This is a genomic window from Agrobacterium sp. NPDC058088, assembly GCF_042885035.1.
Lineage (GTDB): Bacteria > Pseudomonadota > Alphaproteobacteria > Rhizobiales > Rhizobiaceae > Agrobacterium.
Window position 1 is genome coordinate 883,910 of record NZ_JBHVSU010000001.1, and the last position, 13,885, is coordinate 897,794.

Below are 13,885 nucleotides of genomic sequence, written 5' to 3' on the forward strand. Positions count from 1 at the left end.
ATGACGTCTTGCCTGTGACGGCCAAGGATTCCATCAGGTCACGCAGGATTCACTAGAATACCTATGGTGGCAATAACACCAACTCTGAGTATGTTTCGTTAACAATATGTGGGTCCCATGCGCCTTTTACTTGTATAGGCGCGAATTTATGTGCGGCAAAGCCACCGGCGTGCCGGTCTTTTTCGCAAGCCGACATGGTCAGGGCGAGCCGGCCTTTAGTGAGCAGATGGCGGGCAATGGCGGGCAGGTGCCTTTGCGCAATCTGCCGGTCCTCGCAATAGATCAGACGGGCGGAAGGTAGTCGTTTTGTCGCGGTTTTTAAAAATACCAGCGGATGGCGTTGGCCTTCCGCCTCCAGGATGGCCACGATGCAGCCAAGGCGGGCGTGGTCTTCCAGCATCTCGCGTGTTTCGGAAGACAGGGTTTCCGCCGTTGTCTCCGTCAGCGGATAAAGCCGCGCGCGTGCCGGACGTAACGCCGCCAACGGCAGGGGATAAAACAGCGTGCAATCCGTCACCGTGTGAAACCCCAGCCGCTCGTTGAGCTTGTTCGTTTCGGGCGAGGGGGTGAGATCGGTGAAGATTTCGTTTTCGTCAGATGACGCCATCTGCAGCATGCGCGGCGCAAACCAGCGAAAGGACGGCTCGACATACCAGCTTGAAAGATTGACGGTAACGCGGCCTGTTTCGGCCAATCGGCTTCTGATCGTCAGCAGGACGCCTGCGGCATCGTCGCCCTTCATCAGCAACTGGCCGATGGGGCCGAGATGACGCCGCTCGTGATGTTCCCCGATAAGCGACAGGCCGCGTGCCCAGAAGGCCTCGCTTTTTTCCGGAAAACCCTTCGCCAGAATGCCAACGGCGGCGGCGCGGTTTCCGTTGTCGATCGGTACGATTTTCAGGGGTCGCTCTCCGCTGTCTGGCCTTGCTCTGGCCGGGGAGAGGTTTTCAACTCCGCCGCGCAGTATCGGCTTACGACGATAAATTTACCGTCCCGTTAATCGCAATGGCTGCAGCAGGCTGGCGGCGATCACATTTGCATGAAGGGCGGGCGCGCGGTCAGGCGCGCCCGCCTTTGTCTCGATCAATCAATACACAACGACGCCGCGAATGCTTTCGCCCTTGTGCATCAGGTCGAAGCCCTTGTTGATGTCTTCAAGCGGCATGGTGTGGGTGATCATCGGGTCGATCTGGATCTTGCCTTCCATGTACCAGTCGACGATCTTCGGCACATCCGTGCGGCCGCGCGCGCCGCCAAAGGCGGTGCCCATCCAGTTGCGGCCCGTGACCAGCTGGAACGGACGGGTGGAGATTTCCTGGCCCGCACCCGCAACGCCGATGATGACCGACTTGCCCCAGCCGCGATGCGAGGCTTCCAGCGCCTGGCGCATGACCTTGGTATTGCCGGTGCAGTCGAAGGTATAGTCCGCGCCGCCGATCAGGTCGCCATTGCGCTTGGTCATGTTGACAAGATAGGGAACGATATCCTCGCCGACTTCCTTCGGGTTGACGAAGTGGGTCATGCCGAATTTTTCGCCCCAGGCCTTGCGGTCCGGATTGATATCGACGCCGATGATCATGTCCGCGCCGGCAAGGCGCAGGCCCTGCAGCACGTTGAGGCCGATGCCGCCGAGGCCGAAGACGATGGCGGTGGAGCCGATCTCGACTTTCGCAGTGTTGATGACGGCGCCGATGCCTGTCGTCACGCCGCAGCCAATATAGCAGACCTTGTCGAACGGCGCGTCGGGGTTGATCTTGGCAAGCGCGATTTCCGGCAGAACCGTATAGTTCGAGAAGGTCGAGCAGCCCATGTAGTGGTGGATCTTGTCCTTTCCGATCGAGAATCGGCTGGTGCCGTCAGGCATCACGCCCTGGCCCTGGGTGGCGCGGATGGAGGTGCACAGATTGGTCTTGCGCGAGGTGCAGGAATAACACTCGCGGCATTCCGGCGTGTAGAGGGGAATGACGTGATCGCCTTTCTTGACCGAGGTGACGCCGGGGCCGACATCCACCACGACGCCCGCACCTTCATGGCCGAGAATGGCCGGAAACAGGCCTTCCGGATCGGCACCGGAAAGCGTGAAATCATCCGTGTGGCAAATGCCCGTCGCCTTGACCTCGACCAGCACTTCGCTGGCGCGCGGGCCTTCGAGTTGAACGGTCATGACCTCAAGCGGTTTTCCGGCCTGAATGGCAACTGCGGCGCGAACGTCCATATCTTATCTCCTGGCATTGTCTTGTGATCGGATGGGGCTGTTGTGCCCGAGCTTGTCGAGGGGGACAAGAGGCGAGCCCAAGTTTGTGTTTTCGCAGGTGGCCGTGAATTCAAACCCCGCGCTGCCTTCAAGCGGTCATGTGCTTTTACAGATACTCGCTAATTTATTAATAAATAAATTAAGCATATGAATTTGCTTCATATTTTTGAGTTCCGGTTGAGTTTTGATTTACGGTTTGCGTGTTAATTGACCCCTGTATTTTCAGTGGTCAGGCGAGGTTGCTCGAAAAGCATCCCGGCCGGTGACCGACGAGCAATTTTCAAGCGACCGGTGCGGGCCGGGTATTTTTAAACGTCGCAGAAAGCCAGGCCTGCCGCTTTTCATAGCGCGCCTTTCCCATGGCGATGAGCGACATGAGACGGTGTTTTGATGACGAGCAGGTGGGTAAAAAAAGCAGCATGGAAAAGCGGGCCGTTTTCGTCGCTCCTCAAAGATCGCGCGGGCGCCTTCGCCATCATGACCGCGCTCTTGCTGCCGATGTTCATCATTTTGTTGGGGCTGCTTTTTGAGGGTGGTCGAGCGCTCGCTTATTACAACCAGTCAAAGCGGGTCATGGCGATGGCGTGCGAAAGAGCCACAAAGCCGACGCGCACCTACACGTTGCTTGACAGCGTCAGGCGCGACAATGTGGCCGCGGCCTTCGATGCCATGATTCAATCCACCAAGCAGAAGGTCCTCTCGCGCGAGGTGAACGTGGACTGGACCGAGACGGACATCAAAGCCGAGTTCAGCTACCGTCTGATCTTCTCGGAGATGTTCAATCTCGATGAGCTGAAATATCGCCTCAAGGAGTCGTGCGAAGGCATCCCGCCTTACCCTGAGGACGACGCGGTCATTATAGACAACATGTTCGAGAGCAACGCTCTCGGCGTCGAGCGGATTTTGAAAAACGGCGTCACCAAGGAAACACCCGGCGGATGCTGGGGTGTCTATCCCTATTCTGAAATTGGATGGGATGGCGGCACCGGGCCCGGTGTCGAGTTGCAGGACTGGAGCAGCCCCTGCTGCCGCCGTAACCACAATTGGCAGGGTTATCCGGCCGGAATGCAGAGCAAGAAACTCAACGACGCCCCTACCGCCAACGACAAAGCCTGCACTCTGAAGGAAGTCGATAAGGCAAAGACCGCCGACAAGATCGAAATCGAGAAAAAGGTAGGCGCCGAGCTCTCATTGCCAACGCGTTATGTCATGGAACTCGACAGCGACTGGGGGCCGCCCGCGCCCGGCAAGAAAAAAAATAACGAAGCCAATAGCTCGATTTACAAGGATGTCGAGCTTCACCCCGGAATATATAAGATCATGGTTTGGTATAATGGGCGCCGGGCCGTCGAGGACGTGGAAAAAACCAACGGCATCAAGATTTCGCTACAGCAGCGGCTCCCCACGCTCAGACCTCAGCAGAAGGTGTGGGAGTTGACTCAGGATAAAAACAGCATTGCCTGGACACCGAGGGACTACAGTTTCAGGGTCAAAGCCTACTCCATCTATCGGGTGACTATCGAGGCTACCGGACTGAGCGACAGTTTCGGCGGCATCATCACGGGCTTCCAGCTCATCTATGTGGATCGAGTGGAAGAAGACTGAGATGAAGTCTTTTCTTTCCCTGCGTCAGGATAAAAGCTGCGGCGGCCCGCGCGGATGCCGGTTCACGCTTGCGGCATGTTACCGGTTGTTTGGCGACCGAAAGGCGGCAACGGCGGTGGAGACGGCGCTGCTGTTGCCGCTGTTTTTTGCGCTGATTTTCGGGGCGCTCGAAATCGGCCTGCTGATGCTCTATTACCTCTATCTCTCTTTTGCGTCGAATGCGGGCATCGAGTATCTCCGCAAGGCGGCGGCGGATGGTCGGCCGGCGACCGAGATTGCGTTGCGCAAGGCAATTGCCTCTCATTTCATTGGCGGGACGGACGAAACCAACCTCAAGATCGCTCTCTTGCCGATCCCCGACGACGATATTGCCGAAGCCAAAGTGCCCATACCGATCGTGAACGATTTTCGCCCGCCCTTCGATACCGCCGGTCAGTACATTCTGGCAATCGGTTACAAGTGGAATTTTTTGATGCCGACGACGCGGCTCCTCGTGCCGGACACGGGTGGCATTCATCAGTTGCGCAACATTTCCCTGGCCATCACTGCCGTACGGGTGACCGAATGAAAAAGACGAGATGGTTTTTTCGTCTTGGCAGTTTCGGCCGTTGCCGTTCTGGCGCTGCGGCGGTGGAAATGGGGCTTCTGGCACCGCTGCTCGTCCTTATGCTTGCCGTGGTCATTGAGGTAGGGCGCGGCTGGTTGAGCTATGACCGGTTCATGGCGGTCGTCGACAATTCTGCGCGCTGGGCGGCGAGATTTCCTGAATTCGAGGAACGGGTGCGCACGGGCGTGCCGAGTTTCGTCGTCCTTTCCGGCAGCGGCATTCTCCAGACGGGCAAACTTGACCTGACGCTGAGAAGCGTCAAACTGGTGGATAAGGTCGCCCGGCTGCAATTTCCCGCCCACAATTTTATGGGCTCTGCCGAAGATGTGCCATGGGAGAAAACCGTGATTGCCAACGGTTTCGTTGCCCAGGAAGCTATCATCGTCGTCTCCGGGCGGTACAGCTATAAGCCGCTGATCTCGGTCCTCACCGATATCACGCTCAAATTCGAGTATGTCGCAGCGGTCAACCCGTTCTTTTCTCAACGATATCCATACCAGAGCGGCAAATCGGATTTCGCAAAATGGAACCTCACGCGCACGCCGAAACCCAAAACCATACCCAAACCAGACTAAGCAGCCTCATTGCGCTTCTGTCGCTGTCTGGCCTTCGCCGAGCCACGCCGCACAATCCTTCAACGCCCTTGCTGCAACCAGCTGGCGCTTCATGATCGTCTTGTCCTTGCCGCGAAAACGCTTCACGCCATCAGGTTTGACGATCGAGCCCGGCTCCAGTTCCGGGAACAGGCCGAAATTGATGTTCATCGGCTGGAAGGAGCGTTTGCCCGGCTCATCAGCGGAGGAGAGGTGGCCGCCGGTGATGTGGTTAAGCAGCGAGCCGAGCGCCGTGGTGGCCGGCGGCAGGCTCGGGGTATCGCCCTTTTGCTCGGCGGCGGCGAAGCGTCCGGCGAGAAGGCCGACGGAGGCGCTTTCGACATAACCTTCGCAGCCGGTGATCTGCCCGGCGAAACGCAGGTCCGGCCGGGATTTCAGCCTCAGCGAGCGGTCGAGCAGAACAGGGGAATCGATATAGGTGTTGCGGTGCAGGCCGCCGAGCCTTGCGAATTCCGCATTTTCCAAGCCCGGAATCATGCGGAACACATCCGCCTGCACGCCATATTTCAGCTTCGTCTGGAAACCGACCATATTATAGAGCGTGCCGAGCGCATTGTCCTGCCGCAGCTGGACGACAGCATAGGCCTTGACGGTGGGGTTGTGGGCGTTGGTCAGGCCCATTGGCTTCATCGGGCCGTGGCGCAGGGTCTGGCGGCCACGTTCGGCCATGATCTCGATTGGCAGGCAACCGTCGAAATAGGGCGTGCCTTCCCATTCCTTGAAACCGACCGTGTCGCCGGCGATCAGCGCGTCTATGAAGGCGTTATATTGCTCTTCGTCCATCGGGCAGTTGATGTAATCCTTGCCCGTGCCGCCAGGGCCGACCTTGTCGTAACGCGACTGGTACCAGCAGATATCCATATTGATGCTGTCGCGGTGGACGATCGGGGCGATGGCGTCGAAAAAGGCGAGCGCATCCTCACCCGTCTGCGCCTGCACCGCCGCCGCCAGATCCGGTGAGGTGAGCGGGCCGGTGGCGATGATAGTGCTGCCCCATTCCTTAGGCGGCAAGCCCGAAACCTCTTCGCGGACGATTGTCACCAGTGGGTGATTTTCAAGCTCTTTCGTCACGGCGTCGGAAAACCCGTCGCGATCAACGGCGAGCGCGCCGCCGGCCGGCACCTGGTGCCTGTCGGCGCAGGCCATGATCAGCGATCCGGCAAGCCGCATTTCGGCATGGATGACGCCAACGGCATTTGCGGTCGCATCGTCGGAGCGGAAGGAGTTGGAACAGACCAGTTCCGCCAGTGAGTCGCCCTTATGCGCATCCGTGCCGCGCACGCCACGCATTTCGTGCAGGATGACGGGAACGCCGCTCTGCGCAATTTGCCATGCTGCTTCCGAGCCGGCCAGTCCGCCGCCCACGACGTGAATGGGAGAAATGGTCTTGTCTTGCATGCTGGTGTCCATGGGCGGCCTCGGGGCAAAGGCTCCCGTCCGGCGCTGAGTTTCGAGTGATTGTTAAGCGCGGGTCCTAAAAGGACGCGGCATTGTTTACGGATGCACTAGCATGCATGGCCGGGGCAGCCAAATGGTTTTGGGATGGAGGCAAGGGGCTGCCAAGCTCCGGGCGGGATCGAGGAACCGGCGCGCATTTTGAAGCGAGCGGATGCTGCCTGCTTCTTCTCCCCGCCGGGGAGAAGGTCGCGGCAACGGGATGAGGGGGCAAGGGTGGCGATATTCGGGGAGCTAGCCCTTCATCCGACCCTTCGGGCCACCTTCTTCCCGGCGGGAAGAAGAAACGAGCGGCGATCTCGAACCCAATGTATTTGGCGTGGCGCCCGTATCCGAAATGCTGACCCGCTCTGTAAAACCGAATGGTAGCGGATGACAGGAGTTCATCTTCGAAAAAAGCTGCTTGCAGCCGACTACCAGAATCAAAAACGGCGCCAGAGGCGCCGCTTTCTTTTACCTGTCGCTCAATCGTCGCGCCCTGGAGGTCGGGCAGCGGGACGATCGTTTACGCCTTAGCGGAACGAACGGGAAGCAACGTTACGGATGTCGTAACGTGTCAGGCCGATGTCGCTCAGGGCCTGGTTGGACAGGCTGCCAAGTTCGTTGATCGTGCGGCGGTAGGAGATCCAGTTCTTTGCGATGCGGATGGGGTTCATGGTCGTTTCCTCAATCTATCTCTGTTGATTTCGTCGGCCGGCTCAGCGGTTTCTCTGTGCTCTCGGCTGTTGAGGTTTATATATAGACATTAAGCCATGTTGTGCAGTGCAGAATTTAAGCGACTGCCATGCATTTGTGCACTATGTCGGCTAAATTTGCGGCTTTGAGTATCATCTGAGCAAAATATGAGCGGAAATGCCTGCGTTTCATGCGGCCTTCGCGCATTTGGCAGCCTTCGGTGGCGCTCAAGGGCGATTTGCGGTGTGAAAAGGGCGTTGAAAGGGCCTCAGGCACTATCCGGGTGCGGCGTTAATGCTCGGCCAGTGATGCATTTTTCATCCGCCGGCTCCCGCGGGCGCTCCGGCAGGACCGCCTCGGCGTGGAGAGCCCACCCAAAACGAAAAAAGGCCAGAGGCGGAAGCCTCAGGCCTTTTTGGGTAGGTCGTCCCGCTTCCGCCGCAGAGCGGCGGGGCGTCTAATTAGAAGCCGACGGCGGTCTTGGCGACGCGGCGGATGTCCTGACGGCCAATGCCGAGGTCATTCAGTTCGCGGTCGCTCATGCGGCCGAGTTCGGTTACGGTCTGACGATACTTGCGCCAGTTGGTCAGCGAGCGTGCAATGTTCATTTTCATCTTCCTCTTCGTGCTGTTCAGTCTCTGCGGCCAGTCTTGGGAGGCTTTGGTCCGGGGCTGAACTGATCTCTGTATGACCACTAATATAATCGGTTTAAGCGAAACAAAAACAGACAAAGCAAGATGCCACCTATGCGTTGGATGCATGGAGAACCGGAAAATCACCTCGATTGCGGCGATTCATGCACAATTTGTGACCAATTTTTGTGCTTTTGGTGGTCGAATGCGTGTCGGCGTTGCGAATCCGCGGGGGATGGCCGGATACGGTGCCAGTGCGCAGACATCTTGAACCGCAGATTCGGATGGGGAAGGGCTATTCGCCAATGTCGGTTGCGGGAGGTGCTATATATAATGTCACTCTAGCCGCATAAAGATCGACTGATTTCCACGCCGGCTTCCATGCAGAAGTATCGGCTGGGGCGGGGCGGCAAGGTGAGGAGGGCGATTACGCGATTTCCGTTTCCGGCCCGGAACAGCTCCTGTTCAGCGGTTGGACGCTGTTGCGTAGTGCTCGCGGCAAATGACCGGAGAGGGTGACTGCCGCCTCCCACCGTCGCGGGCGGCAAGAAAAGTCCGGATGAAACGAAAGGCAGGGGAACGGCGTGCTTGACCCTTTCAGAACATTGTGACATACCGCCGCCCAACGTGCGGGTATGGCGGAATTGGTAGACGCATTGGTTTTAGGTACCAACGCTTCGGCGTGGGAGTTCGAGTCTCTCTACCCGCACCACAAGCAAAGCATGGCTGCGCCACGCTTGCGCCAGAGTGCATCCTTATAGGATGCGGGGAGCTTCGGGGTTTATTATTCCCCTTTGGTCTTCTCTCCGGCGCAGGCGCAACGGTGTCCGGCTAGCGCTTGTGTAACGAAATAACAGAAGCCACGGCCGGGGAACGATGTTTCCGGCGCAGTGCTCGAAAGTAAACCAACGGCTGTCTGAGCACCGCCGCCATGATGTGAAGGTTTGAGAAAATGCAGGTTATCGAAACGCTCGCTGAAGGGCTGAAGCGCGAACTCAAGGTCGTTATTCCGGCTGCCGACATGAAGGCCCGTCTGGACGAGCGCCTCGTCGACGCCAAGGACAAGGTTCGCATCAACGGTTTCCGTCCCGGCAAGGTGCCGGTTGGCCACCTGAAGAAGATGTACGGCAAGTCCATCATGGCCGACCTCGTCAACGAGCTGGTTCGTGAAAAGCCGACCGAAATCCTCTCCAGCCGTGGCGAGAAGTCTGCAACGCAGCCTGCAATCTCCATGACCGAAGACGAGCAGGAAGCTGAAAAGATTCTGTCGGCTGAATCCGATTTCGAATTCACCGTTGCCTATGAAATCATTCCGGCCATCGAACTGAAGGCCAATGACGGTATCAAGGTTACCCGCGAAGTCGTGGAAGTGACCGAAGACGAAATCAACGAGCAGATCCTCAAGATCGCTGAAAGCGCCCGCACTTACGAGACCAAGAAGGGCAAGGCCGCTGAAGGCGACCGCGTCACCATGAACTATCTTGGCAAGGTTGACGGCGTTGCCTTCGACGGCGGCGCTGCGGAAGATGCCGAACTGGTTCTCGGTTCGGGCCGTTTCATCCCCGGCTTCGAAGACCAGCTGGTCGGCGTCAAGGCTGGCGACGAAAAGACCATCACCGTGACGTTCCCGGCTGACTACCCGGCTGCGAACCTTGCCGGCAAGGAAGCCAACTTCGATATCACCGTCAAGGAAGTTGCCGCCGCTGCCGCCGTTGAAATCAACGACGAATTGGCCACCAAGCTCGGCCTCGAATCGGCTGAAAAGCTGAAGGAAATCGTTAAGGGTCAGATCGAAAGCCAGTATGGCAACGTCACCCGCCAGAAGGTAAAGCGTCAGATCCTCGACCAGCTGGACGAGATGTACAAGTTCGACACGCCGGCTGGTCTGGTTGATGCCGAGTTCGACAACATCTGGCGCCAGATCAACACCGATCTTGCCCAGTCCGGCAAGAGCTTCGCTGACGAAGACACGACTGAAGAAGAAGCCCGCGAAGAATATCGCAAGCTGGCTGAACGCCGCGTCCGTCTCGGCCTCGTTCTCTCCGAAATCGGCGAAAAGGCCGGCGTTGAAGTGACCGAAGAAGAAATGCAGCGCGCGCTGTTCCAGCAGCTTCAGCAGTTCCCGGGCCAGCAGAAGGAAATCCTCGATTTCTTCCGCAACACCCCCGGCGCTTCCGCTTCGCTGCGCGCACCGATCTTCGAAGAAAAGGTCATCGACAAGCTGCTCACCGAAATCTCGGTAACGGACAAGACCGTTTCCAAGGAAGAGCTGCTGGCTGACGACGGCGAAGAAGCCACGGAAACCAAGAAGAAGGCGCCTGCCAAGAAAAAGGCCGCCGCCAAGGCTGACGACGCCGCTGAAGGCGAAGAAGCCGCTCCGAAGAAGAAGGCTCCGGCCAAGAAGAAGGCCGCTGAAGGCGACGCCGAATAATCTTCTTCAGTGCAAGCTGATTGAATGGAAAGGCCGTGGCGAAAGCTGCGGCCTTTTTGTTTGGCCGTCTTTCTTGTTGGGGTGTGACAGTCACCCGATTCCCATTCTTCCGACATGGTTATGTCATTCCTGATTGTTATGTTTCAAATCAATGGCCGCCATGTGTCACCGGCCAAAGCGAGGGAGAGCCAGATGGAAGCGCTATGGGTGTCAGAAACTACCTGATTGAGGGTGTCTCCGGTGTCGGCAAGACGTCGGTTGCAACAGAACTTCAGCGACGCGGCCATCATGTGATCCATGGCGATCGGGAACTTGCATATAGGGGCGACCCTGAAACGGGCGCGGCCCTTGATCCAGCTCTGGAGCGCGATGCGGCGGATATGCGTTTCCGTCACAGGCATCATATATGGGATATCGAAAAGGTTCGGCAGATTGCCGCCGATCACGGCCACCCGCTCACATTCTTCTGCGGTGGCTCAAGAAATTTTCAGCGTTTTATCGATGTGTTCGATGCGGTCTTCGTTCTCGATCTCGATAGCGAGACCCTGCAAAGACGATTGATTGAGAGGCCCCGGGACGAGTTTGGCGGAAAGCCGGAGGAGCGGGAATTTGTCCTGCAGCTTCATGCGACGAAAGAAGACATTCCCGTTCATGCCACAGTCATCGATTCATCCCCCTCTCGAATGCTGTCGTGGATGATATCCTCGCGCGTTGCGCGTCACCGATTGAAAAAGAGTAGCGACCGGGCGTCTCGCATCCTTGTTCTGATCACAATGCAGTGCAGCATGATTTTTTGCTGCATATGCTCTTGTTCATCTCCCGTTCATCTGGCACCCTGCGGAGCATGATTTGCCCGGTCGTATCAAGCGGCCGTTCGGGCATTGTGCCGCCTGAAAGTGGCCTCATCGCAGCCAAACCATTGGCCTTAGCTTTTACCGTGCTTGCCGGGTTCTCCCGGCGCGCCCTTAATTTGCCAGGGGACAAGTATGTCGCTCCGAACGGGTTCTGCCCTTTTATTATTGTTCTTCACCGCAGCCACGGCCGCCCATGCTGATGAGGCCGGGCTGATCTGGAAGCCGATTAAGAATTCCGATCGGTCTTATACGGCCCGCATCGGCGCGAAACTGCCGGTCGATACCCCGATCCGGGCCGGGCTGGAAATGGGCATGAATGCCTCGAAGACGGGGCAGGTGATGGATACGCCGGTGCGGCTGTGGGGCAATGTCACGCTATTGGCCGAACAGCTGCCCGGTGTTTCGCTGGCGCGGGATGTCGGCGTCATGTTCAACGCGCTGACGGGTTCGAGCAGCGTTTCCATGACCTCGCAGCAGAAGCGTATCGTCACGCCGGAGCTGGACATCGAGGCAAACCGCAATTTCACCGTGCGGTATGATGGCACGGCGCAACAGTGGAACGGGCTTGATGTGTCGCAGTCGCTGCGCCTGTCGCGCTCGGAAACCGGCACGGCCTTCGTGTTGACGGGGGCGAGCCGCAACAGTTTCAACGAGTTCAGCAGCGGCGTAGCGGTCGAGCAAAAGCTTGGCGATCACCTGACGGTTCGCGGCACGCTCGATCAGGGTTATGCGGATCATTTCCGGCCGGGGGTAAGCGCGCGGTACAGTATCCGGTGGTGAGGATAGGCGTGACCGGTCGTCCAAGCATTGCGTGCGACCGGCATTCTCGCTCGATACGCGGCGTCATCCTTGGGCTTGTCCCAAGGATCTAATCACGTCTCATAAATCGAGACGTTGCAGATGCTCGGGACAGGCCCGAGCATGACGGCAGGAGGGGGGCGCACATTGCAGGTGATCGTCTCACCCGCGACAAAGCCTCAATCCTTCTTCATCTCACCCATGCGGTTCCATGCATCAAGCCCGGCAATCTTGTAGGCCTCCGCCAGCGTCGGATAGTTGAACGTATTCTCCACGAAATATTCCACCGTGCCCTTGAGGTTCAGCACCGCTTGGCCGATATGCACCAGCTCGGTCGCACCTTCGCCGACGATGTGGACGCCGAGCAGGCGGCGGGTTTTCAGCGAGAAGATCATCTTCAGGAGGCCGCTGTCGAGACCCATGATGTGACCACGGGAGGTTTCGCGGAAATGGGCGATGCCGCATTCGTAGGGAATGTTGCGTTCGATCACTTCTTCTTCCGTCAGGCCGCAGGTGGAGATCTCCGGCACGGCATAGATGCCGTAAGGGAAGAATTGCGGCGGTTCGCCGGCCGGTGCGCCGACGGCATGGCGGGCGGCGATGCGGCCCTGTTCCATGGACGTGGAGGCGAGGCTCGGGAAACCGATGATATCGCCGGCGGCATAGATGTTCGGCACGGACGTCTGGAAGGTTTCAGGATCGACTTTCAGACGGCCGCGACTGTCGGCTTCCAGCCCGCAGGCCGAAAGGTTGAGCGTATCGGTGGCGCCGACACGGCCGGCGGCGAAGAGAACGGTCTCGGCCTTCAGGACGCGGCCATTGCCGAGCGAGACGAGGCACTTGCCGCTCTCGTCGCGTTCCACCTTCTCCGCCTTCTGGCCGAAGATCAGCTTCATGTTGCGGTCGCGCAGCTGATAGGCGAAATCCTCGACGATTTCCTTGTCGATGAATTCGAGCATGGTTTCGCGCGGCTCCACCACCGTCACCTGCGTGTCGAGCGCGCTGAAAATGGTGGCATATTCGATGCCGATGACGCCGGCGCCAACGACGATCATGGAGCGCGGCAGTTCCTTGATTTCGAGAATCTCGTCCGAATCGAGCACCGCTTCGCCATCGAAGGGAATATGCGGGGGCCGGTAGGGGCGGGTGCCGATGGTGAGCAAAATGGAGGTGCCGGTGACATTCATGACCTCACCGTCGTTCTTCACCACCTTCATGGTGTTGGCGTCAATGAAGCTTGCCGTGCCGCGAATGTGCTGTACGCGGTTGCGGGCGAACTGATGTTCCAGCACTTCCACTTCGTGATCCAGCGTGATGAGAAGGCGGCGGCGCAGGTCTTCGGCGTCGATCTCCTGCTTGACGCGGTAGGAGCGGCCGTAAAAACCGCGCTCGCGCCAGCCGGTGAGGTTAAGCGCGGTTTCGCGCAGGGTCTTGGATGGAATGGTGCCGGTGTGCACCGAAACGCCGCCGACGCGGCTGCCTTTCTCGATGACCAGAACCCTCTTTTCGAGCTTGGCGGCCTGAATGGCGGCTCGTCTACCCGCCGGACCGCTGCCGACAACAATCAGATCGAACTGGTGCATGAAAAACCCCGGAACAGAATGCATTTGGATACCGGATGTCGCATCCGGCATGGCGTCGTCACGAAATGGTCGTGATGCCATTTTGACGATGGGGAGTGATTCCCCCGTTTGCCTTGCCCGCTAGAGTGCAATGCAACAAACGCCTGCGTCAATCTGTAGCGTAAGAATCTGACGGATTCGTAACTAGGGTGAATTTCGACTTGGCTAGGAGCGCGGGGCTTTACCCCCCTCTGCCCTGCCGGGCATCTCCCCCACAGGTGGGGAGATCGATATGCAGCAAGGTCTCGCCCAGCTCAAGCTTGAGAATGAAGTGACGATAGCGCTTCTTGCCGATCTCCCTCCTTGTGGGGGAGATGCCCGGCAGGGCAGAGGTGGGT

The 13,885-nt window shown here is 58.3% G+C and carries 11 protein-coding genes, 1 tRNA gene and 1 pseudogene; 7 read left to right on the forward strand and 6 right to left on the reverse strand.

From position 1 onward, the window contains the following. Positions 1 to 61: 61 nt before the first annotated feature. Together ACFVTJ_RS04450 and ACFVTJ_RS04455 are read right to left on the reverse strand one after the other, a co-directional pair. A complete protein-coding gene (locus ACFVTJ_RS04450) occupies positions 62 to 802 on the reverse strand; it encodes a hypothetical protein (RefSeq protein ID WP_386905281.1) in 741 nt (246 codons plus the stop codon). A 285-nt stretch (positions 803 to 1,087) separates the two neighbouring features. Then, entirely contained in the window at positions 1,088 to 2,215 is a 1,128-nt protein-coding gene (locus ACFVTJ_RS04455) for an S-(hydroxymethyl)glutathione dehydrogenase/class III alcohol dehydrogenase (RefSeq protein ID WP_386904947.1), read from the reverse strand. A gap of 429 nt (positions 2,216 to 2,644) precedes the next feature. Between ACFVTJ_RS04455 and ACFVTJ_RS04460 the strand changes: the two genes are divergently transcribed. From ACFVTJ_RS04460 to ACFVTJ_RS04470, 3 genes are read left to right on the forward strand one after another with little or no spacing between them, the layout of a single operon-like run. After that, the gene (locus ACFVTJ_RS04460) at positions 2,645 to 3,859 is read left to right on the forward strand and encodes a TadE/TadG family type IV pilus assembly protein (protein WP_386904948.1); all 1,215 of its coding nucleotides are present in this window, start codon (positions 2,645 to 2,647) and stop codon (positions 3,857 to 3,859) included. Position 3,860: 1 nt separating this feature from the next. Further along, positions 3,861 to 4,427: a TadE/TadG family type IV pilus assembly protein gene (locus ACFVTJ_RS04465; RefSeq protein ID WP_386904950.1), complete on the forward strand. Its 567-nt coding sequence runs from the start codon at positions 3,861 to 3,863 to the stop codon at positions 4,425 to 4,427. Continuing rightward, entirely contained in the window at positions 4,424 to 5,041 is a 618-nt protein-coding gene (locus tag ACFVTJ_RS04470; protein WP_386904952.1) for a TadE/TadG family type IV pilus assembly protein, read from the forward strand. The genes ACFVTJ_RS04465 and ACFVTJ_RS04470 overlap by 4 nt, the downstream gene beginning before the upstream one ends. Before the next feature lie 6 nt (positions 5,042 to 5,047). Here the strand turns inward: ACFVTJ_RS04470 and trmFO are convergent, their stop codons facing one another. The 3 genes from trmFO to ACFVTJ_RS04485 all read right to left on the reverse strand — a co-directional run bounded on the left by trmFO (position 5,048) and on the right by ACFVTJ_RS04485 (position 7,818). Next, positions 5,048 to 6,490, reverse strand: a complete 1,443-nt coding sequence (gene trmFO / locus ACFVTJ_RS04475; RefSeq protein WP_386904954.1) for a methylenetetrahydrofolate--tRNA-(uracil(54)-C(5))-methyltransferase (FADH(2)-oxidizing) TrmFO — start codon at positions 6,488 to 6,490, stop codon at positions 5,048 to 5,050. A 557-nt stretch (positions 6,491 to 7,047) separates the two neighbouring features. Next, positions 7,048 to 7,191, reverse strand: a complete 144-nt coding sequence (locus ACFVTJ_RS04480; protein WP_003515516.1) for a DUF1127 domain-containing protein — start codon at positions 7,189 to 7,191, stop codon at positions 7,048 to 7,050. A 480-nt stretch (positions 7,192 to 7,671) separates the two neighbouring features. Further along, positions 7,672 to 7,818, reverse strand: coding sequence for a DUF1127 domain-containing protein (locus tag ACFVTJ_RS04485; protein ID WP_006314448.1), 147 nt, complete (start codon positions 7,816 to 7,818; stop codon positions 7,672 to 7,674). Positions 7,819 to 8,471: 653 nt separating this feature from the next. Here ACFVTJ_RS04485 and ACFVTJ_RS04490 point away from each other — a divergent pair. The 4 genes and pseudogenes from ACFVTJ_RS04490 (at position 8,472) to ACFVTJ_RS04505 (ending at position 11,907) form a co-directional block, all read left to right on the forward strand. Further along, positions 8,472 to 8,554 (forward strand) — tRNA-Leu (locus ACFVTJ_RS04490). A 240-nt stretch (positions 8,555 to 8,794) separates the two neighbouring features. Continuing rightward, on the forward strand, positions 8,795 to 10,273 hold the full coding sequence (tig, locus tag ACFVTJ_RS04495) for a trigger factor (protein WP_386904957.1): 1,479 nt from the start codon (positions 8,795 to 8,797) through the stop codon (positions 10,271 to 10,273). Positions 10,274 to 10,476: 203 nt separating this feature from the next. Continuing rightward, positions 10,477 to 11,012 (forward strand): annotated as a pseudogene (locus ACFVTJ_RS04500) (AAA family ATPase). A gap of 247 nt (positions 11,013 to 11,259) precedes the next feature. Then, entirely contained in the window at positions 11,260 to 11,907 is a 648-nt protein-coding gene (locus tag ACFVTJ_RS04505; protein WP_386904959.1) for a hypothetical protein, read from the forward strand. Between the two features lie 197 nt (positions 11,908 to 12,104). Here the strand turns inward: ACFVTJ_RS04505 and sthA are convergent, their stop codons facing one another. Further along, a complete protein-coding gene (gene sthA / locus ACFVTJ_RS04510; protein WP_386904961.1) occupies positions 12,105 to 13,508 on the reverse strand; it encodes a Si-specific NAD(P)(+) transhydrogenase in 1,404 nt (467 codons plus the stop codon). Positions 13,509 to 13,885: the final 377 nt, after the last annotated feature.

Bases quoted from the DNA above. Each gene is read 5' to 3' on its own strand.
- trmFO (WP_386904954.1), bottom strand. From the start codon at position 6,490: ATGGACACCAGCATGCAAGACAAGACCATTTCTCCCATTCACGTCGTG.
- sthA (WP_386904961.1), bottom strand. From the start codon at position 13,508: ATGCACCAGTTCGATCTGATTGTTGTCGGCAGCGGTCCGGCGGGTAGA.
- ACFVTJ_RS04455 (WP_386904947.1), bottom strand. From the start codon at position 2,215: ATGGACGTTCGCGCCGCAGTTGCCATTCAGGCCGGAAAACCGCTTGAG.
- ACFVTJ_RS04470 (WP_386904952.1), top strand. From the start codon at position 4,424: ATGAAAAAGACGAGATGGTTTTTTCGTCTTGGCAGTTTCGGCCGTTGC.
- ACFVTJ_RS04460 (WP_386904948.1), top strand. From the start codon at position 2,645: ATGACGAGCAGGTGGGTAAAAAAAGCAGCATGGAAAAGCGGGCCGTTT.
- ACFVTJ_RS04485 (WP_006314448.1), bottom strand. From the start codon at position 7,818: ATGAACATTGCACGCTCGCTGACCAACTGGCGCAAGTATCGTCAGACC.
- ACFVTJ_RS04480 (WP_003515516.1), bottom strand. From the start codon at position 7,191: ATGAACCCCATCCGCATCGCAAAGAACTGGATCTCCTACCGCCGCACG.
- ACFVTJ_RS04465 (WP_386904950.1), top strand. From the start codon at position 3,861: ATGAAGTCTTTTCTTTCCCTGCGTCAGGATAAAAGCTGCGGCGGCCCG.
- tig (WP_386904957.1), top strand. From the start codon at position 8,795: ATGCAGGTTATCGAAACGCTCGCTGAAGGGCTGAAGCGCGAACTCAAG.
- ACFVTJ_RS04505 (WP_386904959.1), top strand. From the start codon at position 11,260: ATGTCGCTCCGAACGGGTTCTGCCCTTTTATTATTGTTCTTCACCGCA.